We start from the raw sequence: 22,963 nt of genomic DNA, 5'->3' as shown, positions 1-22,963 counted from the left end.
CCAGAGTAAAGGTCCACTGGTCTATTAACAAGGGGACAGTGGTCCGCTATCGGGATGTCGGTGTTCTCGGATAGGTTTCCGAACGTTGAAACTCGGCCAGTGATCAGGTGGGTGGCGCATGGAGAAGTACGACGTCAAGAAGGCATACAAGGATCTCTACTCGCCTGGGCGCCGCGATTTTGCCCTCGTGACCGTTCCCCGCTTCGGCTACTTCGCCGTCGACGGTCACGGCGACCCCAACACTGCCACCGAGTACTCCGAGGCGCTCGAAGCGCTGTATTCGGTGTCCTACTCGGCAAAATTCGCTAGCAAGAAGGAATTGGATCGCGACTTCGTCGTTGGCCCGCTGGAAGGGTTGTGGCGGGCAGATGACCCCGAGGTGTTCGTGACACGGGACAAGGCGGCCTGGGATTGGACGATGATGATCTCGCAACCGGAGTGGATCACGGCGGCCGAACTGTCTGCGGCGATTGCAGCAGTCCGAGCCAAGGCAGTGCGGGCCAAGAAGGAGATTGCCGCTCTCGACAAGGTCAGGTTTCTCGAGTTGGAGGAAGGTCTGTCCGTCCAGATTCTTCACGTCGGCTCGTACGACGACGAAGCTCCCACCTTGGACCGGCTGCACAACACGTTCATCCCGTCGAACGGCTTCAGTTTCAACGGCGATCATCACGAGATCTACCTCAGTGATGCGCGCCGGACGCCGCCCGAGAAACTGAAGACGGTTCTGCGTCAGCCTGTTTCGAGGTCGTGACGCGTTCGAGGCGGTGGTTACGGCTCGAGGCCGCGCAACTTCTCGAGGTCACGTCGCTCGCGCTTGGTCGGTCTGCCGGCGCCGCGATCACGTCGCGGAATGGACGCAATCAGTTCGGGCGGTGGTGGGGGTGGCGAATTGTCCTGCAGGCAATCGGCGGCCAGCACCGCGCTGACTCGCTTCGTGATCGGCTTGACCACGACGACAATGCGTTCGATGCCGGATACACGCACCCGCACCTCGTCGCCGGCTTTCACCTGCTGAGCCGCCTTTGCCGACGTTCCATTGACCCGAACGTGTCCCGATCGGCAGGCGGTCGCCGCCTGCGAGCGTGTCTTGAACAGCCGAACCGCCCACGTCCAGCTGTCCACGCGGACACTGATCGCGTCGGAGGGGAGTTGGGCTGGCACGCACTCCAGCCTACCGACGAGTGCTCACAGACCCTGCGCGCGGATGCCCGAGTAGGCGCGCGGTGCATACCGCAGTCGTAGCGGCAGCAGATGCCAGAACCGATCTGTCAATGTCAGGAAGCGGGCGAACCAGAAGTACATCCGTTCGTCGCGCGGAGTCCATTCCCATTCAAGGGTCTTGCGTGCCTTCTCCGGCATCAGTGCCTTGCCGATCCAGTTCGCCACGGCCATCGTGGGGCGAGAGCTAAGACGCCACAGCCATGTCGGAACCTTCGGAGCCGGTGCGATGTCGTGCTCGGCGATGTGTGTCGACCACTTCGTGGTGTGGGTGTTGATCAACTGGTTGTCGAGCATGTCTTCCCAGTACATGCGGAAGCTGGCGTAGTCGTCGAAAGCCGGCCGATCGGTGAGTCCGTAACAGCGCCACCAGGTTACGGCCTCACGGACAAGTTGGTCCTTCTGCTCCTGCGTGAACTTCTTGTACGCGAATCGCTCGTTGAAATCGAGAATCACCTCGAAGAACGTGACGTGTGTCCACCAGAAAGTGTCAGGAGCGAGGGCGTGGTAGCGCCCGCCGGTTTCGTCGATTCCTTTGAGATCGGTGTGGAAGTTGCGAACGAGCGTGCCTGTGCCCTCTTCGGTCCGGTCGTACACGACGCCGTAGATGGGCGGCAGTGAGCGGAACAGGCGGTCGAGTGGGTTGTCGAAGAAATTCGAATGATCTTGCAGCGCTCCGCTTACCGCGGGGTGCATGTTCTGCAGGGTGCCTGCGCGTCCGAGGTACAGCAGGCCGCGAACGTCGCCGAAGTGTGTCCATGTCAGAGAGCCGGGGCCGATCGGATCGGCTAGTAGTTCTCGAGGCTTCGATCGACGAGTGCCCGTGTCTGCGTCGCTGCTCATCAGGGTGCCCCTCCGCCTGCCATCATGTGACAACGGTTGTTGTCACATGATGACTTTTACTGCGCTACGCGAATTTGTCAATCGATTCGACAAGATCTGTCCGAAAACAACTCCGGCCCCTCACCTGCAATAGGTGAGGGGCCGGAAGAGTGAAGCGGTCGGACTCAGGCGTATTCGTAGAACCCGCGACCGGTCTTCTTGCCGAGACGACCGGCGTCGACCATGCGGCGAAGCAGCGCCGGCGGAGCGTAGTGCGGTTCTGCGAATTCCGCGTACAGGGACTCTGCCGCTGCGAGGGCAATGTCGAGACCGACGGTGTCGAGCAGCGTCAGCGGACCCATCGGGTAGCCGCAGCCGCCCTTCATGGCCTCGTCGATGTCTTCTGCTGTGGCGTAGCCGGATTCGAGCATCCGGACTGCCTGGCACAGGTAAGGGATGAGCAGAGCGTTGACGATGAAGCCCGAGCGGTCGCCCGCGCGAACCGTCTTCTTACGCAAGGTGTTCTTGGCGTAGTCGGTGACGGCGAGGACGGTCTCTTCGGACGTCGTGAGGCTGACCACGATCTCCACGAGCGGCATGACCGGCACGGGGTTGAAGAAGTGAACGCCCACAACCTGGCCGGGGCGCGAGGTGGCCTTGGCGATCTTGATGACGGGGATCGACGAGGTGTTGGTCGCCAGAATGCCTGCAGGCTTGACGATCTTGTCGAGCTTGCCGAAGATCTCGTACTTGAGAGCTTCGATCTCGGGAGCCGCCTCGATCACCAGGTCGCGATCGGCGAACTCTTCCATGTCCAGGGTGACGCGAACGCGTGCGATGGCGGCGTCGGCGTCTTCCTGCGTGATCTTGCCCTTGGCTACGCCGCGGTTGATCGACTTGGCGATCCGTTCGCGAGCAGCGGCGGCAAATTCTTCCTTGGTTTCGAGCACCAGTACCGAGCTACCGGCTTTTGCACAAACTTCGGCAATGCCGGCACCCATGGTGCCGCCGCCGATTACGCCTACGAGTTCCACGATTCTCCTCAAGATTCTTCAGACAGGGGTCAAGCCCCCGTGCGCGGTTAAGGAGTCTATGGACTGCCTGACCGCGCACAGGGCCGGAGGCCCTACTTCAGTAGCGCACGCGACATCACGACGCGCTGAATCTGGTTTGTGCCTTCGTAGATCTGCGTGATCTTGGCGTCGCGCATCATGCGCTCGACCGGGAAGTCGGTGGTGTAGCCGGCGCCACCGAACAGCTGCACGGCGTCGGTGGTGACCTCCATGGCAACGTCGGAAGCGAAGCACTTCGCGGCAGCGGAGATGAAGCCGAGGTTCTTCTCTCCGCGCTCGGCGCGAGCAGCGGAGGTGTAGACCATCAGACGTGCGGCTTCGACCTTCATTGCCATGTCGGCGAGCATGAACTGCACAGCCTGGAAGTCGCTGATGGACTTGCCGAACTGCTTGCGGTCCTTGGTGTATGCCAGAGCCGCGTCGAGTGCGCCCTGAGCAAGGCCGACGGCCTGTGCGCCGATGGTGGGACGCGTGTGGTCGAGGGTTTCGAGTGCCGTCTTGAAGCCGGTGCCCGGTTCGCCGATGATGCGGTCACCGGGGATGCGGCAGTTCTCGAAGTACAGCTCAGCGGTGGGAGAGCCCTTGATGCCGAGCTTCTTTTCCTTCGGTCCGACGACAAAGCCCTCGTCGTCCTTGTGGACCATGAAGGAGGAGATGCCGTTTGCGCCCTTGTCGGGATCGGTGACAGCCATGACGGTGTACCAGGTCGACTTGCCGCCGTTGGTGATCCAGCACTTGGAACCGTTGAGGATCCAGTCGTCGCCGTCAGCCTTCGCGCGGGTACGCATCGAAGCGGCGTCGGATCCGGCTTCACGCTCGGACAGTGCATACGACGCCATTCCGCCGTTGACGAGGTCCGGGAGCACCTTGGACTTGAGCTCTTCGGAACCCTTGAGGATCAGGCCCATGGTGCCGAGCTTGTTCACGGCGGGGATCAGCGAGGAGGAGCCACAGACGCGGGCGACTTCCTCGATGACGATGCAGGTGGCGACGGAGTCGGCGCCCTGGCCGTCGTAAGCCTCGGGAACGTGGATGGCGTTGAAGCCAGACGCGTTGAGAGCGGTGAGCGCTTCCTCGGGGAAACGTGCGTTCTCGTCGACGTCCTTGGCGTACGGCGCGATTTCCTTCTCGGAGAGTCCGCGGATAGCAGCCCGCAGTTCGTCGTGCTCTTCGTTCAGCGCGAAGAGATTGAAATCCGGGTTTCCTGCCATGGGAACGCTCCTTGGTGAAGGTGGCTTGAAGGCGGTTGGTGCGGCTCCGGCGTTACCAACGAGATTCGCGGACAGACCGGTGCCAATGACCCCAGTCAAACACGGCACTGAGTGCCAGGTCAAGGGATGGGAGTGTGAAGTTCCGGTGCACGAGCGGTGTCAGCCGAGTTGTTCGTGGATTTTTCTGCTGATCTCCTCGGCGGACGTGCCCGGGGGAAATGCTACTACCAGCACAGAATTCGATTCTGGCGTGCTGGTCTTGGACCCGGATGCCACGCCGTACGTCCGCCGAACGTCGAGCAATGCCTGGCTCAGCGCTTCGGCTGTGGCGTCTTCGTCGCCTTTGATCATGCTTCGCAAGAGGTAGTTGTGGCACGCGGTGACAGCTGCGGCAAAACCGACAACCTCGAGGACCGGTTCGCGGGGAACAGCGCTGCGCAGGTAGTCGACGAATAGGCGCTCATAGCGGAATCCGGTGACGAGTTCGCGGTCGCGAAGAGCCGGAACATGCTGTACGACGCGGTATCGCCGCATCGAAAGGTCACGGTTCCGGCGGAAGAAATCGAAGACCAGTCCCGCGGCCTCGCACACCGACGCCCAGGGGTCGGCGGAATCGGACGCGAGGAACTCGGCCACGTGTTCGAGGAGGGACTCGTGATCGGCGAAGATCACGTCTTCCTTGGAGCGGAATTGCCGGAAGAACGTCCGGCGCGACACACCGGCGGCAGCGGCGATCTGCTCGACGGTGGTGGCTTCGTACCCGTTCTCCGAGAACAACCGGATCGCTTGAGACGCGACGTGTACCCGAAACTGTGCGGGGTCAGTTCCGGGCAGGTCTGCGCGTTCACTCATGGGGACAAGTATTGCGCCTGTTCGCGCCATTCCAGTGTGGCGGGCAGCAACCGCATGCCGATCGGTTCCATCTCAACGGTGTGCGGTGGACGTGAATTGGTAGGTTGCCGCCTCGACGATCTCGTCAGGGGTAATAGCGATCTCCTCGTTCAGCCACGCGGTGACCAATTCGGCAAGGCCCCCGACGAAGAGCAGTCCGTTGATCTGACCTTGATGAGATGGCCAAGCTCGGTCGCCGTACATTCGCGAGGCTTCGTCCGCGACCATTTGCGCGAAGCCGTGCAGTACCGCGCGCCGGTGTGCGCGAAGGGGCTCGTATGCAGCGGATTCGATCATTGCCACACGCCCCTTGCGGGGATCGTCGGTGAGGAGGGTGACGAACGACGTGATGGCATCTCGTACGCGCTGCTCGAGCGTCCCGTCGCTCGCTCGTAGTGCGGTCAGGCCGGCGTCGCGAACCTCGTCGGCAATTCCGTCCAGGATCGTTTTCAGTAGTTCGTCTCTGCTGGAAAAACTTTCGTAAAAGTAGCGTTCCGTCAACTTGGCCCGCGCACAGATCGCGGTCATCGTGGCGCCTCGACTGCCTGCGACAGCGAATAGTTCCAGCCCTGCCTCTAGCAAGCTCTCGCGCCGCAATGCTGAGCGCTGGTCGCCGCTGAGGCCGGCATACCGCCGCGGCGTCGGAGAAGTCATAGGTCGATATTGACAGACGCAACCACTGTGACGCAGACTACAGTCAATCTGACAGGATGTACTGTCAGATCGAGCGAGAGTAGAGGTCGCAGTGTCCAAGATCCTGGCTCGTCCCCCCATGAACTCGCAGTTGCACCCGATTTCGGGCCGTTCCGGGCTGCCTCTCGTCGGGCACGCTCTTGCATACATCCGCGATCCACTCGCATTGATGCAAGAGAACTGGGATCGATACGGCGAGGTCTCTTGGTTCTCGATGGTCGGTCGGCAGTGGATCGCTGTTCTCGGACCCGACGCGTGCCAGGAAGTGCTGCAGAACAAAGATCGGGCTTTTGTGAACAGCGACGGCTGGTCGGTGCTTATCGGCCCCTTTTTTCACGGTGGGCTGATGCTTCTCGATTCGGAAGAACATCTACGGCATCGTCGAATCATGCAGCAGGCGTTCACTCGGACCCGGATCGAGAAGTCTGTCGACGTTCTCAATCCGGCAATCGACTCGGCGCTCGACACATGGACCCCCACTGACGGATTTCGTGCATACACAGCGCTGAAGACACTCACCCTCGATCTCGCCACCGACATCTTCATGGGCGGTGCGGAAGAAAGTACCGAAAGCGAAATATCTTCGGTGAAAAAGGCTTTCGTGGATTGTGTGCAGGCGGCTACTTCTCTGGTCCGCTACCGCGTGCCGGGGACCAGATGGAAGCGAGGACTCGACGGCCGCCGGGTCCTGGAAGACTTCTTTCGTCGCTACCTGCCGGCGCGTCGAGCTCGCGCAACCGATGATTTGTTCTCCGTGCTCTGTCACATCGAATCCGAAGCGGGACAACGCTTCAGTGACGACGAAGTGATCGACCATATGATCTTCCTCCTGATGGCCGCACACGACACTTCGACGATCACCCTTTCCACGATGATGCAATATCTAGGTCAACATCCGAAGTGGCAGGACAGGTGCCGTGCCGAGTCGCTCGCTCTGGGGACCTCGACGCCCAGCTATGCAGATCTCGACGGCCTGAGCAGCCTTGACCTGGTGATGAAGGAATGCCTCCGACTCGTCTCTCCCGTACCGGTCATGGCGCGGCGAGCGGTCCGCGACACTCAAGTACGGGGTCACTTCGTGCCTGCGGGAACGTATGTTTCTGTCGCCCCTCACTTCACGCACCACATGGCGCAGTACTGGCCTGATCCCGAGCGTTTCGATCCCGAACGTTTCGCCGAGAATCGACGCGAAGACAAGGTTCATCGGTACGCGTGGGAACCGTTCGGAGGTGGAGTGCACAAATGCCTGGGAATGCACTTCGCCGGCGCCGAGATCAAGGCAATCATGCACCACCTCCTCATGCGCTTCGACTGGAACGTCGACGCAGATTACGTCGCTCCGCTCGACTTCACGTCCTTGCCGTTCCCTTCGGACGGGCAACCTGTCGATCTGCGCCGGCGTCACAGTTCGGTGCGCTGAGACCCTACGGCCGAATTACTTCGACGCACGCAATTGGAACTTGAGAACCTTGCCGGTCGGGGTGCGAGGAAGGTCGAGTGGAAAGACGATGTCGCGGGGAACCTTGTACCCGGCCAGCAATGCACGGGTGTGCTCGACGATGTCTTCGGCGGAAGCCTGTAATCCCTTGCCCAGCACCACGAATGCCTTCGGGCGCTCGCCCCACTTCTCGTCGGGAACGCCGACGACTGCCACGTCGATCACGGCAGGGTGACTCATGATCGCCTGCTCCACCTCGACGGTGGAGATGTTCTCACCGCCCGAGATGATGATGTCCTTCGCGCGGTCCTTGAGCTGGATGTAACCGTCGGGATGCATGACGCCGAGGTCGCCGGAATGGAACCAACCACCGGCAAATGCTTCGGCGGTCGCGGCCTCGTCACGGTAGTAACCGAGCATCACGTTGTTGCCGCGGAGCACGATCTCACCCATGGTCTGGCCGTCGGCGGGAACGTCGTTCATCTCGGCATCGACAACGCGAGCATTTTCGGCCTGCACCATGCCGACTCCCTGACGGGAGAGAAGTGCGGCGCGCTCGGACTGCGGCTTGTCGTCCCAGGCTTCCTGGTACTCGCAGATCGTGTAAGGGCCGTATACCTCGGTGAGGCCGTAGACGTGGACGACGGTGACACCGATGTCTTCGAGTTTTCCGATGATCGTCGGTGACGGGGGAGCGCCGGCGGTGGTGATGCGCAGGGCTTCGACCTTGTGGGCCTGGTCCGCGTCGGCGATGGTGGAGCAGACGGTAGGAGCGCCGCACAGATGCGTCACGCCCAGATTGTCGATGGCGTCCCAGATCGCGTCGGCGCGGACCGCGCGCAGGCAGATGTGTGTGCCCGCGGCCTGCGTGACGGCCCAGGGCGTGCACCACCCGTTGCAGTGGAACATCGGCAGTGTCCACAGATACTTCGTCGATCCGTCGAAGCCGTTGTGGAAGGTCTCGCCGAGCGAGTTCAGGTACGCCCCGCGGTGGGAGTACATGACGCCCTTGGGTTTTCCGGTGGTGCCAGAGGTGTAGTTGATGGCGATGCACTGCTGCTCGTCGTCGACGCCCCAGTGCAGTGGCTGATCGGTGAGAGCCTGACCTTCGGCAATCAGATCGGCGTACTGCCCGGTGACGATTCCGGTGGGAACCTCCGGGGACGGGACGGTGGAGTCCGGGATCTCGATGATCTCGCGCAGGCTCGTCACGTTCGCCTTGGACGAGGTGACCGAGCCGACGAATTCGGAGTCGACGAACAGGATCGTGGTTCCCGAGTGATCGAGGATGTACTCGAGTTCGGGACCGGCGAGGCGTGAGTTCAGGGCGATCAGGACTCCGCCGGCGAGTGGGACGGCAAAATGCGCGAACAGCATCTCGGGAACGTTCGGCGCCAGGTATGCAACGCGGTCACCGGGCTGAATGCGTTCACGCAGGACGCGGGCCAGCGCTGCGACCTCGTCACCGAACTCTCGGTACGTGTAGGTCCGGTCGCCGTGAATGACGGCGGTGCGATCGGGGAACACCGCAGCGCTGCGCTCGAGAAAGCGCAGCGGACTGAGCGGGGTGTTGTTGGCTGCGAGAGCTGTCGAGACAGACACGGTTCCTCCGAAGGCGACGTGACACGGTTGGTGTCACGGTAGTTGTGATCGGCACTACAAATGGCCTGGATGCACGCTATTGCCCAGTCAAAGGTGCCGCTACCCTCTGAATTGGGTATGTGGAGGTGAGAGTGAGCAGGGTACTGAGACCGAGCGACGACGACGCGTTGCGCGCCGAACTGCGTCGACTGCACCCCCGAACCGAGTTGCCGGTTCTGTTCGGCGGTTGTGTCGACGACCGGTCGCTGACCATCACCGGCTACGTCGGGACTCGTAGCAACATCCTGCGAAATTTGAAGATCGACGCCGAATGCGGACTCGGTGGTCGTGCGATCGCAGAACAACGACCGGGCGCGGTGCAGGACTACGCGAACTCGTCGCACATCACCCACGACTACGACTACGAAGTGGGCACCGAAGCGATCGAATCCTTGATGGCAGTCCCGATCGTCGTACGCGGGGTTACTCGCGGAGCGATCTACGGAGGACTGCGTGCCAACCTGCCGATCGGCGACGTGATCGCCGAGACGATGATGCGATCGTCGTACGCGTTGGCCCGCGAATTCGAGATTCGCGACGAAGTGGATCGTCGGGTGGCGATGCTCGATACCGCTGCGGTGGAACATGGTTCGAATCGCGATGCCCAGATATCCGAAGGGTTGACCGAGAGCGTCCTGGCGCTCGGCGAGATCGCGGCGAACCTCGAGGACATGGCTCTCAGCGCGCAGGTCCTCGCCGTCGAGGCAAAGTTGCGGGCGTTGGCGTCGCCGAAACCTTCCGCGAACACTCCAGTCGCGAACACCGTTGTCCTGTCGCCCCGCGAGCGGGAGGTGATGGGCTACGTAGCTCTGGGACTGCGCAATGCCGAGATCGCTGAGAGGTTGTCCCTGAGCGTCGAAACGATCAAGACGTACATGCGGAATCTGATGGGAAAACTCGACGTCCGCAGTCGGCACGAAGCAGTTGTGGAAGCGCGGCGGCAGGGCTTGATTCTGTAAGGCTGAATCGGTGGGCCGGTCCCGCCAAGCGGAATTTCAAAGCTACGCCTTCGCCATGGTTGGTATGACGGACCTCACTATCGGCAGAGTTCGACACGAGTGATGAGGGCATCGATGCAGGATTTGTTCGACAACAACGACATGACCGGCCTGGCCGAAGCGATCAAGAGCGGCGACGTCTCCGCCAAGGAAGTTCTCGAGTTCAGCCTGGACAGACTCGACGAGCGCAACCCGGCAGTCAACGCGGTGATCAGTGAGCGTCGCGAGGAGGCACGCAACGAGGTATCAGGCGGCTTGCCGGAAGGTCCACTGCACGGCGTCCCGTTCGTGATCAAAGACCTGGGCATGGACGTCGCAGGATTGCCGAGCACCAACGGATCTCGATTGTTCGCCGATGCTGTGGCAGAAAAAGATTCGACGCTCGTGGAGCGGTACCGTGAGGCTGGTCTGGTTGTCATCGGCAAGACGAACACCCCGGAGTTCGGTAAGAATGCGAGTACCGAACCTGCGCTGTTCGGGCCTACCCGCAACCCTTATGCCCTTGATCGTTCACCCGGCGGATCTTCGGGTGGCACAGCTGTAGCTGTTGCCGTCGGGATCGTGCCCGGCGGCCATGCCAGTGACGGCGGTGGATCGATCCGTATTCCCGCATCGGCCTGTGGCTTGGTAGGCCTCAAGCCCAGCCGTGGACGTACTCCGACGGCACCGGCGCGCACGCTGTTCTCGTCGCCGATGAGTGTTCATCACGCACTCACCCGAAGTGTCCGCGACACTGCACTGCTTCTCGATCTCTCCGCCGGACCGACTGTCGGCGATCCTTACGTGATCCTGGCGCCGAAGCGGCCGTACGTCGAGGAAGTTGGTGCGGATCCCGGACGGTTGCGGATCGGTCTGAGTAACACTCTTCCTGATGGCACCCCGGTGGACCCGGAGTGCTCGGCCGTCACAACCAGTGTTGCCGGCCTGCTCGAAGACCTCGGTCACGATGTCACCGAGAGTGCCCCGAACTTTCCGCTCGATGCGCTCACTGCCGGGCTTTCCGTGTTGATGGGCATTCCGATGACGATCGAGGTCGACGAACGACTCGAGGCCCTGAACCGCGCAATCCGCGACGACGACCTCGAGCCGATGGCTCGGATGATCTACGACCGCGCGAAGTCCGAAAGTGCGACGAACGTCGTCAAGGCATTGCAGGAACTCGAGCGGGCAGCCCAGGTGATCGGTGCGTTCTTTGTCGATCACGACCTGTTGCTGACGCCGACGATGGCTCGACCGGCAGCTCCGCTCGGTCTGCTCGACACGGCAAATCCCATGTCGATCTGGGAGCATTCGGCCGGGTACAGCGGCTTGACCAGTCCGTTCAACAGTTCAGGTCAGCCCGCGATTTCCTTGCCGATGGGTCATGACACGGCCGGCGTTCCTATCGGCGTGCAGTTGGTCGGAGCGTTCGGGCGTGAAGATTTGCTGATCCGGGTTGCGTCGCAGCTCGAGGTGGCGCGCCCGTGGAGCATTGCCCCAGTGTGGCCGCCCGTCCCGGCGTAGCCCCGGCACCGTCGAAGAGTCGAGAGCGCCGTGTTTTTCACCCGTCGAGGGTGAATGTGTGCCGTCCCGAAACGCATACAGTTCGGAAGGACAGCCCTACCCGGTATCGGTGAAGGAGTCTCTCGATGAGCCAGTTCCAACCAGACAGTCCGGCGACTCCCGCCGTCAATGCACAACGACTGTGGGCGGGCGGGGCCGCAACTGCGCTCGTCGCGGCCCTGGCCGCGGTCGTAGGACTACTGATCGTACGGGGAATCCTCGACACTCCGGTCATCACACCGGAGCGGATGCCGGGGAATTCCCAAGCCGGCTCGCTTGCCCTCAGTGCCGCGATCGCAGCGCTGGTCGCTACCGCACTTCTGCATGCGTTGATGGTGTCGACGCCACGTGCGTCGAACTTCTTCGCGTGGATCGGAATCCTCGCAACGATCGCCACCGCGCTGTGGCCGTTCACGATCGCAGCGACCACCGCATCGCGAGTCGCCAGCGCCGCAATCTACTTCGTCGTCGGAATCGCGATCGTCTCGTTGCTCACCGGGGTCGCAGGGTCAGCGCAGACCACCCGCCGTATCGGCGTGTGATGGAGTATCGACCGTGAACGGGGTGGTTCCGCAAGCACAACGGCGCACATTGGCGGAGCTCGACGAAAAGCTCAATTTCTCGGTGGGGGACCGAGATTCGAAGCGATCCGCCTTCTGGGTGATGCTGACGCTGTCTGCCGTGATCGCCGTGGCCGGTGTCGTGGGCGATTCCACGGCAACCGTCATCGGAGCAATGATCGTCGCTCCCTTGTCGACGCCGATTCTCGGGGTCGGGCTGGGCATCACAACTGGCCAAGGCGCTTTGGTCGGGCGGAGCCTGGTCTATGTCGTCGGTGGAATCTGCCTCGTCGTCGTATTGGGTGTCGCGTTCGCTCAGGTATTGCCGAATCCCTCCAACGTGCTGACCAATTCCCAAGTGCTTGGGCGTACTTCGCCGACGTTGATGGACTTGACGGCAGCACTTGCGACCGGTTTGGTCGGGGCCATCGCGATCGCGCGCAAGGATGTCGGCGACGTACTTCCCGGTGTCGCCATTGCAATTTCGCTTGTCCCACCGTTGGCGGTGGTAGGTGTCTGTCTCGGCTCGGGGTCACCGAGTTTGGCGGTGGGCGCGTTTGTACTGTTCGCATCGAACGTGGTTGCCATGATCATCACTGCGACAGGCGTGTTCGTCGCAGCTGGGTACGCGCGCGACGCCGGGATCTTGAAGACGTCGCGGCGGCGGGCATACCTCGTGCTTGCCGCTCTGTTGATCGTCGTCGCGATTCCGATGGTCGGCAATTCCCTGTCGTCGTTGTGGGCGAGGCAGATCGGGAGCGCGGCGCAACAGTGGCTCGCAGACACTCCGGGAGCCGAGGTCACCGATGTCACCTGGCAGGGCAGCACCGCCACCATCGACGTGCTCGGCCCGGAAACCCTTCCCCCACTGGATGAACTGGAGGCATCGATCGACGCGCTGATTCCGTGGAACCCGGACGTGCAGATCGTCCATACCGTCGGGACGAGGATCGCGGCGGGGTGAGGTCAGGCGATAACGCGAATCGGCCACTGGCCGTTGACGTCTCCCACGTCCCGGCCCTGGCTGAGTAGGTACTCGGCGAAATCACGCTGGCGCTCGGCGTGCCAATCGGCTTGATCGACCATGAGATCGAGCCCCAGGAGGTCGGGGAACCGCACGGCCAACTCGCGGGCCAACGCCGCCGCCGCTTTGGCATCGGCCTCGGCTTCGTGCGCCGACTCCAATGAAATTCCGTAGTGCTCGCACACAGCCGCAAGCGTTCGCTTGCCCTTGCGGAACGTATCCATCGCCCGATCGATCACGTACGGATCAATCACCAACCCGGGAACGAATGCGGGCTTGCCGATGCGCAGACCCTCGGCATGCATGACCGTCAGATCATAGGAGGCATTGAACGCCACGACGGCGTGATCGCGCGCCCAGGAATTGTGCAGAGCATCGCGAATCTCTTCGTAGCCCTCGGCGTAGTTCTGGCCGTGCCGCGCCGCGTACTCGGTGCTGATTCCGTGAATAGCCGAAGCGTCGGCGGGGATATCGACGCCGGGATCGAGTAACCACGTGCGTGTTTCGACATTCGAACCGTCGATGACCGCGACGCAGGCACTGACGATGCGAGCGGTCGACGGATCCCGCCCCGTGGTCTCGAGGTCGAACGCGCAGATCGGGCGATCGGACCAGCTACTCATCGGGGGCCTTTCGGTGCAGAACGTCATGTCCGAATCACTATGCACCTCCCTACCGACAGAAACGACGAACAGCCACCTCCGCCGGGTGAAGGTGGAGGTGGCTGCTGCGTGACTGTGTGGACCTACAGAGTCTCGGTTCCGACCGTGAAGCGATCCATGACGTCTTCACGTGGAGTCACACCGAAGCCCGGTCCCTGCGGCACGGCGATGTGGCCGTCCTCGATGACAAACGGTTCGGTGATGTCTTCCTTGTAGAAGCGATCGGACGCCGAGATGTCGCCGGGCAGCGTGAACCCGTCCAGCGCCGCGAGGGCCGCGTTGGCGGCGCGGCCGATTCCGGTCTCGAGCATTCCGCCGCACCACACCGCAATACCGTGTGCCGAGGCGAGATCGTGGATGCGCTTGGCTTCCAGATATCCACCGACACGGCTCGGCTTGATGTTGATGACCGAAGCGGCACCGAGCGTGATGGCATCCGCCGCATCCTTGGCCGACTCGACCGACTCGTCGAGGCAGATCGGAGTCGAGAGGGACTGGGCGAGCTTGGCGTGCTGCACCAAATCGTCCTCGGCCAGCGGCTGTTCGATGAGGAGCAGTGCGAATTCGTCCAGGCGACGGAGCAACTGCGCGTCGACGAGGGTGTACGCGGCATTCGCGTCGACCTGTAGAGGAACGTCGTAGCCGAACTCCTTGCGCACCGCAGCCACGGGAGCGATGTCCCAGCCCGGCTTGATCTTCAGCTTGATTCGCACGTACCCCTGCGACAGATAGTTGCCGACGGTCTCGAGCAGCTGAGGGATGCTGTCCTGGATGCCGACGGACACTCCCGAGGGAACTCGCGTGCGAGTGGCACCGAGGTACCGAGCGAAAGACTGTCCGCGAGCGCGTAATTCAGCATCGAGAATTGCCATTTCGATAGCCGACTTGGACATCTGGTGACCCACGATGTGGTGAAGTACGCTGCCGACCGTCTCGGCGGTGAGCGGTTGATCCGACTGCGACTTACGTAGCGTCGGAACGAGATACTCGCGAAGCATCGCCCGCGCACCAGCTGTGTACTCCGAGTTGTAGTACGGATCGCTCAGCGAACCGCACTCGCCCCAGCCGACAGTCTCCACCGGACCGTTGGGGCCGTCGGTGGTGCCGCTCACCTTCAGGACGAGGGTGTTGCGCTCGAGCTGGGTGCTGAATGACGTGGTGAAGGGGGAGACGAGAGGGATGCGCAGTTCGCGCAATTCGACGGACTCAATGTGCATGGACTTGCTCTTCTCCGGTTGTCTCGCAGATTTTCGTGAACGTGTAATAGCCGCTGGGGTCGAAGCCGGTCGATTGCCATTCCTTCGAGGCGATCAATGGTTCGAGGTACTCGCGAAGCGCGTGTCGCCAGGCAAAGGCAGAGGCGCGGTCGACTGTTCTCAGATGCTCTATGTCTCGGGGTATTCCGACTGCGATATCGATGCAGTCGGGCGGGATCGGGAGCATTCGAGGCGTACCGTCCTCGGTGGGTTGAAGCACCTTGAATGTATCATTCACGGCCACAGCAGAACTCGGAGATCCATCGACGTCGAGATCCCAACTGACGAGCATACGATCGCTGGCGTCGCCTGCGTTGATGCCGTCTGCCATCGAACCGTAGAAATCCGGGTTGTATTCGGTCGGTGCGGCACCGAGACGCTGAATGTTGAAATAGGCATTTCGTGCGACCAGTGGATCGAAGGTCCACCGGATCGTCCTGACACCGCGCTCGATGCACCAGTCTCGCTGATGATGCTTGAGGGCGCGGCCGATTCCCTTGCCTGCGTGTCCCGGTAGTACTCCGGCGATGTGTGAGTGCAGAACCTCGCCGAGAGGCTCGACGAAGAATCCGACACAACCACCGATCATTTCGCCTTCGGAAAAGGCTCCCACCACGTAATGACCACCGTGATGAAGCGCAACCAACATCGCCGTGCCGAAATGAGCCGGTCCGGGACTGGTAGCCCAGATCTCATCGAAAACGGCGGAAAGATCGGCTATTTCGCGATTGTCGACCAGCTCTCGAAACTCAACCGCTTTGCTTTTCGACACGAGGGCCCCCTTCAGACGTGATCGAACGAATAAGGCCCGCAACCAACGCCGTCCTCGGAGCGATCGCGGACACGAGCGCATGCTCGGTCTCGGCGTGTGCACCGCCGCCGACGCCACCGAGGCCGTCGAGGGTGGGGATACCGATACCGGCAGTGAAGTTTCCGTCCGAGGCTCCGCCTACGGCGAGCCCGACGGGAGGAGTCAGATCATGCTCGAGCGCAACACGTTCCGCCAACGCCAGCAACGGTGCGGACATCGTCGCTTCGAGAGGTGGACGGTTGACACCACCCGAGACCGTGACTACGGCTTCGGGGTGGATTGCCTGCAGGGCTCGGATATTCTCATCGACCCGTTCCTGCTCGGCAGCGCTGGTTGCGCGCACGTCCACGTCGACAAAGGCTTCTGCCGGAACGGTGTTGGTCGTAGTTCCGGCTGAAATGACGGTCGGGGTGACGGTGGTTGCCTGCGCCGGCGAGGACAAGTCGTTGATCTCGATCACGAGACGAGCCAGTTCTACTGCAGCGTTGACGCCCTTTTCCGGCTCCAGCCCGGCGTGCGCGGCGCGACCGGCAACATGGATCCGATACAGCGACACTCCCTTGCGGACAGTCTTCAGTTCGCCGCCGTCTCCGCCGGCCTCGAGAACCAGTACCGCGCCCGCCGCGAGGTCCTCGATCAGTGACCGCGACGTGGGCGAACCGATTTCTTCGTCACCGGTGACCAGGAGAGTGATTCCGTCGAGTGCATCGTCGCCGTGCAACTCTCGGACGATGGCGAGGGCGTGGATTGCCTGAACGACACCAAGTTTCATGTCGAGGCCACCCGGACCTCGAAGTGCGCCGTCGGTGACCGCTGCGGGTAGGCGCGTCAGGGTTCCGATCGGCCACACGGTGTCGTGGTGACCGAGCAGCATCAGCCGCGTCGGTGAGCTGCCGAAACGGGTCACCAGATGGGTTCGGCCTTCCGTCACTATCGACTCCGGTGTCACTCCGAGTCGTTCGTGGACAAGGTCTGACGTCCACTTCGCGCTGCGGGCAACAGCTTCGAGATCGTGCGACGGCGACTCGACTTCGATGAGCGCGATGGCGTCCTCGAGGATCTGAGGAAGTTGGCGCTCGGCCAGATCGCGGAGAATGGTCATCGGTTGTTCACTCGCGGATACGCGCGGCTTCCGACGTGTAGCAATTGTGTACTCCCGGTGTCGGAGAAAGTGATCCGGATCCAACCCGCTGATTGAGGTAGTTGGGTCGCGAATACTCCAGGCTGAACTTCGATCAGGCTGAGAGAGACGGACTCTGCGCTTTCGGCGTTGACCGAAGGGTCGATGTGGTCAGTGCGGCGGGCGGTCAAGGAACTCCCGGTTCTTTCCAGGACGAAATCGGCAGCAGCATCGCGGTACAGACCGCACAGCGCATCGAGTTCCTCAGGTGAGGACGTGGTGCGGGTGGCAGGGTCTCCAGGCGAAAATGCCGGTGTCACGGCGACGCCGCCGATGGAACCGATCACCTCGGCGAGAAGGTCGCCCGAGAGAGCGTCCATCGCACCGCCGTTGGCCATCAGGACTACCGCAATGCCGCAGGACGGGACCACCCGCAAGAAGGACTGCTGTCCGAGGGTTCCACCGTTGTGACCATGCGCCAGCACCCCGTCCCAATTGTGCAGCAGCCACGTGGTTCCCATGATGTCTGCAGATGACACCTCTCCGATCTGGCGGCGCTCCTCGAGCATCGCCAGATGGGTGGACCGCTGAAGCAGAATCGGATCCTCGCGCATCGAATCCTGCGCGAACAGAAGAAGGTCCTCGGCGGTGCTGTTGATGAGACCGGCGGGGCCCATCGAGCGAGGGATGAGGAATTGTGGTGTCTGCGCGAGATTGTCGGCACCGCCGACATGCCCGACCGCAGCGCGGTGCAGTGCCGTCTCCTCGGGCAAGGTCGTGGTCTTGGTCAGGCCGAGAGGCTCGATGATCCGCTCACGCAGAACCGCGTCCCAACTCTTGCCTCGGAGAACCTCGATGATTCGTCCGGCGATGACGAAGCCGGTGTTGCAGTACGACCAATCGGTACCGGGTGCGAAGAGCTGCACCGTCGATGTCAGGGCTGCGACGTATCGCTCGACGCAGTCGTCGCCGCGTCCGCCGTCGATGAAGACGTCACCGTCGATGCCACTGGTGTGAGTCAACAGGTGGCGAGTGGTGACTGTTTCGGTGGCTACCGCGTCGGCAACTGCGAAGTCCGGCAGAACATTCCGGACAGGCGAGTCGAGGTCCAGTAATCCTTCTTCGACGAGTTGCATGATCAGGGTGGCCGTCCAGACCTTGCTGATCGAACCCATCTGGAACAACGTGTCGGGAGTGGCCGCGACACCGGTGCGGGTACTGACGACACCGGACGTCACCACGGTGCGGTCGAAACCGCTGCGGGTAGTGGTCAGAATTCCGAGCGAAGCACCGGGTACCCGGTACTTCGCGCTCAGGGTGTCGAGTCGGTACTGCCAGTAGTCGGGATCGACCGTGGTCAGTGCCGGCGTAGGCGAGAGATGACGTTCGATCCAGTCGACGAGACGGGTGCTGTAATCCAGACGGTGGGAGGGTCGACCCGTCAGCACAAAGGCATGCGACGCGCCCGGGAAGACCACCAGTTCGGTCGGGGTGCCGGCCAAACGCAGTCCACCGAACCACTGTTCTGCCTGGTTGACCGGGCAGCGGACGTCGCTACCGCCGTGAAGTATCAGCGTCGGTGTCGTCACCTGGCAGACTCGCCCCAGCGGCGAAAGTTCCTGTACCCGAGATGACTGCGGGTCGAATTCGACCGTCTGCAGCAAGATGCCTTCGTCCGAGGGGCCCGCCGTGTTCGCGATGTCGCAGACAAGGCCGCCAGCGACTGCGACGGCAAACCGATCGGTGACGGACGTCAGGGCGCACGTCATGAATCCGCCGTAGCTGTAGCCAGTGAGCACCAGTTGCTTCGGATCGGCCATCCCTTCGGCGACAAGGGTTTCGACTGGTTCGAGCAGGTCGGCGCGATCCGCCTCACCCCAACCGTCACGCACACCGTCGAAGAACTCGTTGCCGTAGCCGTCGCTTCCCCGCGGATTGATCATCAAGACCGTGTATCCGAGCGCGACCAGTTCCGCGTGGTACGCGTGCATCGGGGTGGGTGTACCGGTCCAGGCATTGTGTGGTCCGCCGTGGACGTCCAGAACCAGCGGACCAGCGCCCGTGACGTTCGGGTCGCGCAGGATCCAACCCTGAACACGGGTGCCGTCGCTGATGTCGAACCAACGCTCGGAGGCGACTGGAAACGCGACGGAAGTTGTCAGTTCCGTGTTCAATTCGGTGACGGTTTCGACTGCACGAGTCTCGAGGTCGATGACGGCGACCTCACCGAAGGACGTCGCCGTTGCAAGCGCGACGACGGCCTTCTCGGACGTCAGGGCAAGACCGAAGACCACTGTCTGTTCTCCGGTGAGAAGTGGTGAGACGGAGCCTGATCCGAAATCGACCTTGTGCAGTTCGGTGGAGCCGTGGTTGCGGATGCAGAAGACGATGTCGCCGTCGGCGGTGAAACACGGTGCGCCACCGGGATAACCGGTCCCGCCGGGCATGACGTTTCGGTTGAGTTCGGATGTCAGACTGCGGTCTTCCACTCGCTGGTCGCGGTGCAGGACAAGAAGTTCGTTGTTGTGAATGATCGGCGTGTGCCAACCGACTGCTACGACGGCGTCGCCGACAGGTGTCCACGTAAGTGGTCCGGCGATGCCGCGTGCGTGCCCCAGCATCCGCGGAGCCGAGGCGAGATCAGTCAGCGATACGGTCCACGCGGAGCTCGCCCGTGTCAGATCGGCATTGCCGTCCATCGCCGCGGTGAAAGCAAGTTCGGTGCCGTCGGGGCTGTACGCGGGATGCGAAGCGTCCCAATCGCCGTCCGTCAGTTGCCGAAGCGAGCCGGCGGCCAGATCGAACTCGAACAAGTGCGCCCGAACGCTGCCCCGGACACCGGATCCGTCGACCTTGTAGTTAAGGCGTTTCGCCACCAAGAGGTGTGACGATCCGGCGGCAGTGCGGTCGACCGGGGCACTGAAGGCGATTCGAGCACCGTCGGGAGAGAACACTGGTGCCCCAGCGCCGAGCGGGAGCTGCGCCGTGGTGGTCATCTGAACGGCGGGCCCGCCGGTGGCGTCGACCTTCCACAGTTGCGGTGTGCCCGAGGAATCCGGCCGAACGAAGACCAACAGCGTGGAAACGGGATGCCATGCCGGCGAGGTGTCGGCAGGTCCCGCGGTGAGCTGTAGTTGCGGGGAAGCCAACCAGATCGAGTGCTCGTTGGTATCCGCGGCCGGATTCGCTTCGGTACGTACGTATGCAATGCGTCCCGACGCCGAGACGGCGATGCTGGTCGGTGTAACCACGGACGCGTAATCCTGGATTCTCGCCGAACGACGTTCTTCGGCACGGGCTACGGCAGCGGGGGAGTCGAGAGTGGTCGGCGTTGTCATTGGAACATCGGCTCCCCGAAGGTCGGGATCGCGGACAACAGCTTGGCCGTGTACGGCTCCTTGGGCGAATCGATCACGTCGAGAACCGGCCCGTGCTCGACGATCTCGCCGCCGAGCATGACTGCGACGTGGTCACAGACATAGCGGATCACCGCCAGGTTGTGGCTGACGAACAGAACCGTCAGACCCAGCTGCTTCTGCAAATCCACCAACAGATTCAGAACCGCGCCCTGCACGGACACGTCCAGAGCGGAGGTGATTTCGTCGGCAAGCAGAACTGCCGGTGCGGCTGCCAAAGCCCGCGCGAGGGCAACGCGTTGGCGCTGCCCGCCTGACAGCGAGGACGGGTATTCGTGCGCCTTCTCCACCGGCAGTTGGACGGTGGTGAGGAGTCGAGCCACCTCGGCAGCGCGGTCGCCGCGGTTGCGGCGAGCTTTGTCACGACGCTCGGTGGACCGCAGCGCCTCGGCGAGTGACTGGCCGATGGTCATTCGCGGGTCGAGGCACGAGTACGGATCTTGGAAGACCATCTGGATCCGGTGGCGCAGACGAGCGGTCGCGCCGCGGGCGTGAGCGACGTCCACACCGTCGAGAAGGATCTGGCCGGAACTGGGCTCGGCCAAGCCGACAGTTGCTCGCGCCAGTGTCGACTTTCCGGAACCCGATTCACCGACGAGACCGACCACCGATCCGGAGGGGATGTCGAGATTGATGTTCTTGACGGCGTGGAATTTTTTCGAACCGCTACCGAGGTGGACGTTGACGTCACGGAATTCGAGCCTGCTCATCGGATCTCCTCTGCGACAGCCAACAGTTCTTCCAACTCGATGTCGGCGGTGCTCTCCTCGGCATCGAGGCTCTCCACCTGCCAGGCTTCGTCGACGGTGGCAAGCGGCTTGTCGCGATCGGTGCTCATGGTGGGGACCGCGGCGATCAGCGCGCGGGTGTACGGATGCTTTGCACGACCGGCGATCAGATCGTCGACTGCGATGTCTTCGACGATTTCGCCGGCAAACATGACCAGGACACGGGTGCACATGCCGGTGATGACGGCCATATCGTGCGAGATGAGAAGGATTGCGGCGCCGGTTTCTTCGCGAACCTCGTGGAGCAGTCCGAGAACCTCACGCTGAACGGTCACGTCGAGCGCAGTGGTGGGTTCGTCCGCGATGATCAGAGCGGGCTTGCCCATCAGACCCATGGCGATCATCGCGCGCTGACGCATACCGCCGGAGAACTCGTGGGGGTACTGCTTCGCACGCCTGGGCGCGTCGGGGATCTTGACGGCGTTCAGTCGCTCGACTGCCGCCTTCTTCGCGTCGACCTTGCTCATACCTTCGTGGAGCCAACCGATCTCGGCGACCTGGTATCCGACCTTGAGAGACGGATTCATGGACGACATCGGATCCTGGAACACCATCGCCATACGTGTGCCGAGTTGGCGGGCAACCTTGCGCGAAGCCGCGTTGTCCGGCCGCTTCCCGTCCTTCATCAGCACGGTGCCGTCGAACTCGATGAGCCCGGCGTCGACCACGGTGGGGTGGTCGGTCAGCTGCGCGATTGCCATGCAACTCAGTGACTTTCCGGAGCCGGATTCACCGACGATGCCCACGGTTTCGCCGCGATGAACTGTAAAACTGATGTTGTCGACGGGGCGACGCCAGTCGTCACCCGCGGGGACTGCGACGGACATGTTGAGGACGGTGAGAACTGCGTCCTCGTCGCTGGGCGCCGAATCGGCCTGAGCAGTTTTCCGGTTGATCGGCTTCCACTTCGGCAGGCGACTGCTGATCGGGCTGCGAACTCCCGCGCCGCGAGCAATGGCCTCGCCGAGCAGCGTGAAGGTCAAGCCGGCGAGCACGACGGCGATGCCGGGGGCAAGTGCGGTGGCCGGGTTGACGAAGATCTTCGACAGACCTTCGTTGAGCATCCGGCCCCAGTCGAATGCAGGTGGCTGAATGCCCAAGCCGAGGAACGAGAGTCCGGCGAAGACCACCAGGCCGCTGCCGACAGCGATGCTGGCATTGACGATGAGTGGTTCACGGATATTGGGGAGAATGTGGCGGAACAGCAGCCCCGGCTTGGTGACCCCGAGGATGCGTGCTGCGTCGATGAAGTCGCGTCCGTTGACCGACGAAGCCAGTGCGTACGTCAACCTCGCGAACGGCGAGGCCAGGGCGAGGCCGATGGCGATCACCGCGCTGCCCGCACCCTGTCCGAGAACGACCAACAGGAAGATCGCGAGGAGCAGTCCGGGGAATGCGATGGCGAAGTTGAGGAATGCCACGACCATGCGTCCGACCCAGCGGGGAGCGAGCGTCGGGAGCGTACCGAGTATCAGGCCAATTGTGACACCGAGTGCGACGGCTCCGAGAGCCATGAGCACCGACAGTCTCGCGGCGGTCATCGTGCGCGCGAAGACGTCACGCCCGCCGGCGTCGGTGCCGAAGATGTGCTCGGAACTCGGTCCCTGAGACAGTGCCTTCGGGTTGGCTGCGACAGCGGCGTCACCCCAGATCATCGGTCCGAAGATGACGAGGGCGATCAGAGCGGTCAGGAAGGTGAGGGCCAGGATTCCCAATGGGGTGCGGAACGTTCCGACGATCCAGTGTCGTCGCGGGGGCGTCTTGGGGGCCGCAGTGGGGGCCGTAGGTGAGGTGCTCAA

General features: G+C 62.5%; 20 protein-coding genes. 6 read left to right on the top strand and 14 right to left on the bottom strand.

Annotation, left to right across the window (positions count from 1 at the left end; all coding sequences use genetic code 11):
• The first annotated feature begins 118 nt into the window (after window positions 1-118).
• Complete coding sequence (locus FEZ59_RS09865; RefSeq protein ID WP_134999044.1) at window positions 119-751, top strand: GyrI-like domain-containing protein; 633 nt, start codon at window positions 119-121, stop codon at window positions 749-751.
• A 17-nt stretch (window positions 752-768) separates the two neighbouring features.
• Here the strand turns inward: FEZ59_RS09865 and FEZ59_RS09860 are convergent, their stop codons facing one another.
• The 6 genes from FEZ59_RS09860 to FEZ59_RS09835 all read right to left on the bottom strand — a co-directional run bounded on the left by FEZ59_RS09860 (window position 769) and on the right by FEZ59_RS09835 (window position 5,869).
• Window positions 769-1,161, bottom strand: coding sequence for a S4 domain-containing protein (locus FEZ59_RS09860; protein WP_029256216.1), 393 nt, complete (start codon window positions 1,159-1,161; stop codon window positions 769-771).
• Window positions 1,162-1,185: 24 nt separating this feature from the next.
• Window positions 1,186-2,061 (bottom strand): oxygenase MpaB family protein, encoded by an 876-nt coding sequence (locus FEZ59_RS09855; RefSeq protein WP_134999045.1) that lies wholly within the window; start codon window positions 2,059-2,061, stop codon window positions 1,186-1,188.
• A 164-nt stretch (window positions 2,062-2,225) separates the two neighbouring features.
• Entirely contained in the window at window positions 2,226-3,074 is an 849-nt protein-coding gene (locus FEZ59_RS09850) for a 3-hydroxybutyryl-CoA dehydrogenase (protein ID WP_020909078.1), read from the bottom strand.
• Between the two features lie 92 nt (window positions 3,075-3,166).
• The gene (locus FEZ59_RS09845) at window positions 3,167-4,324 is read right to left on the bottom strand and encodes an acyl-CoA dehydrogenase (RefSeq protein ID WP_003939784.1); all 1,158 of its coding nucleotides are present in this window, start codon (window positions 4,322-4,324) and stop codon (window positions 3,167-3,169) included.
• Window positions 4,325-4,483: 159 nt separating this feature from the next.
• Complete coding sequence (locus FEZ59_RS09840) at window positions 4,484-5,176, bottom strand: TetR family transcriptional regulator (RefSeq protein ID WP_134999046.1); 693 nt, start codon at window positions 5,174-5,176, stop codon at window positions 4,484-4,486.
• Window positions 5,177-5,248: 72 nt separating this feature from the next.
• Window positions 5,249-5,869, bottom strand: a complete 621-nt coding sequence (locus FEZ59_RS09835; protein WP_021345503.1) for a TetR/AcrR family transcriptional regulator — start codon at window positions 5,867-5,869, stop codon at window positions 5,249-5,251.
• A gap of 91 nt (window positions 5,870-5,960) precedes the next feature.
• Here FEZ59_RS09835 and FEZ59_RS09830 point away from each other — a divergent pair, with 91 nt between their 5' ends.
• Entirely contained in the window at window positions 5,961-7,328 is a 1,368-nt protein-coding gene (locus FEZ59_RS09830) for a cytochrome P450 (RefSeq protein WP_134999047.1), read from the top strand.
• Between the two features lie 15 nt (window positions 7,329-7,343).
• Here the strand turns inward: FEZ59_RS09830 and FEZ59_RS09825 are convergent, their stop codons facing one another.
• A complete protein-coding gene (locus tag FEZ59_RS09825; RefSeq protein ID WP_080909594.1) occupies window positions 7,344-8,948 on the bottom strand; it encodes an acyl--CoA ligase family protein in 1,605 nt (534 codons plus the stop codon).
• Between the two features lie 131 nt (window positions 8,949-9,079).
• On the opposite strand from FEZ59_RS09825, the gene FEZ59_RS09820 reads away from it, so the two are divergent.
• The 4 genes from FEZ59_RS09820 to FEZ59_RS09805 all read left to right on the top strand — a co-directional run bounded on the left by FEZ59_RS09820 (window position 9,080) and on the right by FEZ59_RS09805 (window position 13,051).
• Entirely contained in the window at window positions 9,080-9,946 is an 867-nt protein-coding gene (locus tag FEZ59_RS09820; RefSeq protein WP_042952912.1) for a response regulator transcription factor, read from the top strand.
• 114 nt (window positions 9,947-10,060) lie between these two features.
• The gene (locus FEZ59_RS09815) at window positions 10,061-11,488 is read left to right on the top strand and encodes an amidase (protein WP_172932586.1); all 1,428 of its coding nucleotides are present in this window, start codon (window positions 10,061-10,063) and stop codon (window positions 11,486-11,488) included.
• A gap of 125 nt (window positions 11,489-11,613) precedes the next feature.
• Complete coding sequence (locus tag FEZ59_RS09810) at window positions 11,614-12,069, top strand: DUF6069 family protein (protein ID WP_020909071.1); 456 nt, start codon at window positions 11,614-11,616, stop codon at window positions 12,067-12,069.
• A 13-nt stretch (window positions 12,070-12,082) separates the two neighbouring features.
• Complete coding sequence (locus FEZ59_RS09805) at window positions 12,083-13,051, top strand: TIGR00341 family protein (RefSeq protein WP_020970736.1); 969 nt, start codon at window positions 12,083-12,085, stop codon at window positions 13,049-13,051.
• Window positions 13,052-13,053: 2 nt separating this feature from the next.
• On the opposite strand, the gene FEZ59_RS09800 is transcribed toward FEZ59_RS09805, so the two are convergent.
• The 7 genes from FEZ59_RS09800 to FEZ59_RS09770 form a co-directional block, all read right to left on the bottom strand.
• Complete coding sequence (locus tag FEZ59_RS09800; RefSeq protein ID WP_019745237.1) at window positions 13,054-13,734, bottom strand: 3'-5' exonuclease; 681 nt, start codon at window positions 13,732-13,734, stop codon at window positions 13,054-13,056.
• Between the two features lie 122 nt (window positions 13,735-13,856).
• Window positions 13,857-14,990: an o-succinylbenzoate synthase gene (menC, locus tag FEZ59_RS09795; protein WP_019745236.1), complete on the bottom strand. Its 1,134-nt coding sequence runs from the start codon at window positions 14,988-14,990 to the stop codon at window positions 13,857-13,859.
• Window positions 14,980-15,801, bottom strand: a complete 822-nt coding sequence (locus FEZ59_RS09790) for a GNAT family N-acetyltransferase (RefSeq protein ID WP_029256203.1) — start codon at window positions 15,799-15,801, stop codon at window positions 14,980-14,982. The genes menC and FEZ59_RS09790 overlap by 11 nt, the downstream gene beginning before the upstream one ends.
• A complete protein-coding gene (locus tag FEZ59_RS09785) occupies window positions 15,779-16,942 on the bottom strand; it encodes a M20/M25/M40 family metallo-hydrolase (protein ID WP_134999049.1) in 1,164 nt (387 codons plus the stop codon). The genes FEZ59_RS09790 and FEZ59_RS09785 overlap by 23 nt, the downstream gene beginning before the upstream one ends.
• Window positions 16,939-20,298, bottom strand: a complete 3,360-nt coding sequence (locus FEZ59_RS09780; protein ID WP_172932585.1) for a serine hydrolase — start codon at window positions 20,296-20,298, stop codon at window positions 16,939-16,941. The genes FEZ59_RS09785 and FEZ59_RS09780 overlap by 4 nt, the downstream gene beginning before the upstream one ends.
• Window positions 20,295-21,086 (bottom strand): ATP-binding cassette domain-containing protein, encoded by a 792-nt coding sequence (locus FEZ59_RS09775; protein ID WP_020970730.1) that lies wholly within the window; start codon window positions 21,084-21,086, stop codon window positions 20,295-20,297. Before FEZ59_RS09775 ends, FEZ59_RS09780 begins: the two co-directional genes overlap by 4 nt.
• Window positions 21,083-22,963 (bottom strand): dipeptide/oligopeptide/nickel ABC transporter permease/ATP-binding protein, encoded by a 1,881-nt coding sequence (locus FEZ59_RS09770; RefSeq protein ID WP_230091001.1) that lies wholly within the window; start codon window positions 22,961-22,963, stop codon window positions 21,083-21,085. The genes FEZ59_RS09775 and FEZ59_RS09770 overlap by 4 nt, the downstream gene beginning before the upstream one ends.

The sequence above is a fragment of the Rhodococcus sp. MS13 genome (assembly GCF_013277835.1).
GTDB classification, from domain to species: domain Bacteria; phylum Actinomycetota; class Actinomycetes; order Mycobacteriales; family Mycobacteriaceae; genus Rhodococcus_F; species Rhodococcus_F erythropolis.
Note: the sequence above shows the minus strand (reverse complement) of the source record. Positions and strands in the feature narration are given on the sequence as shown.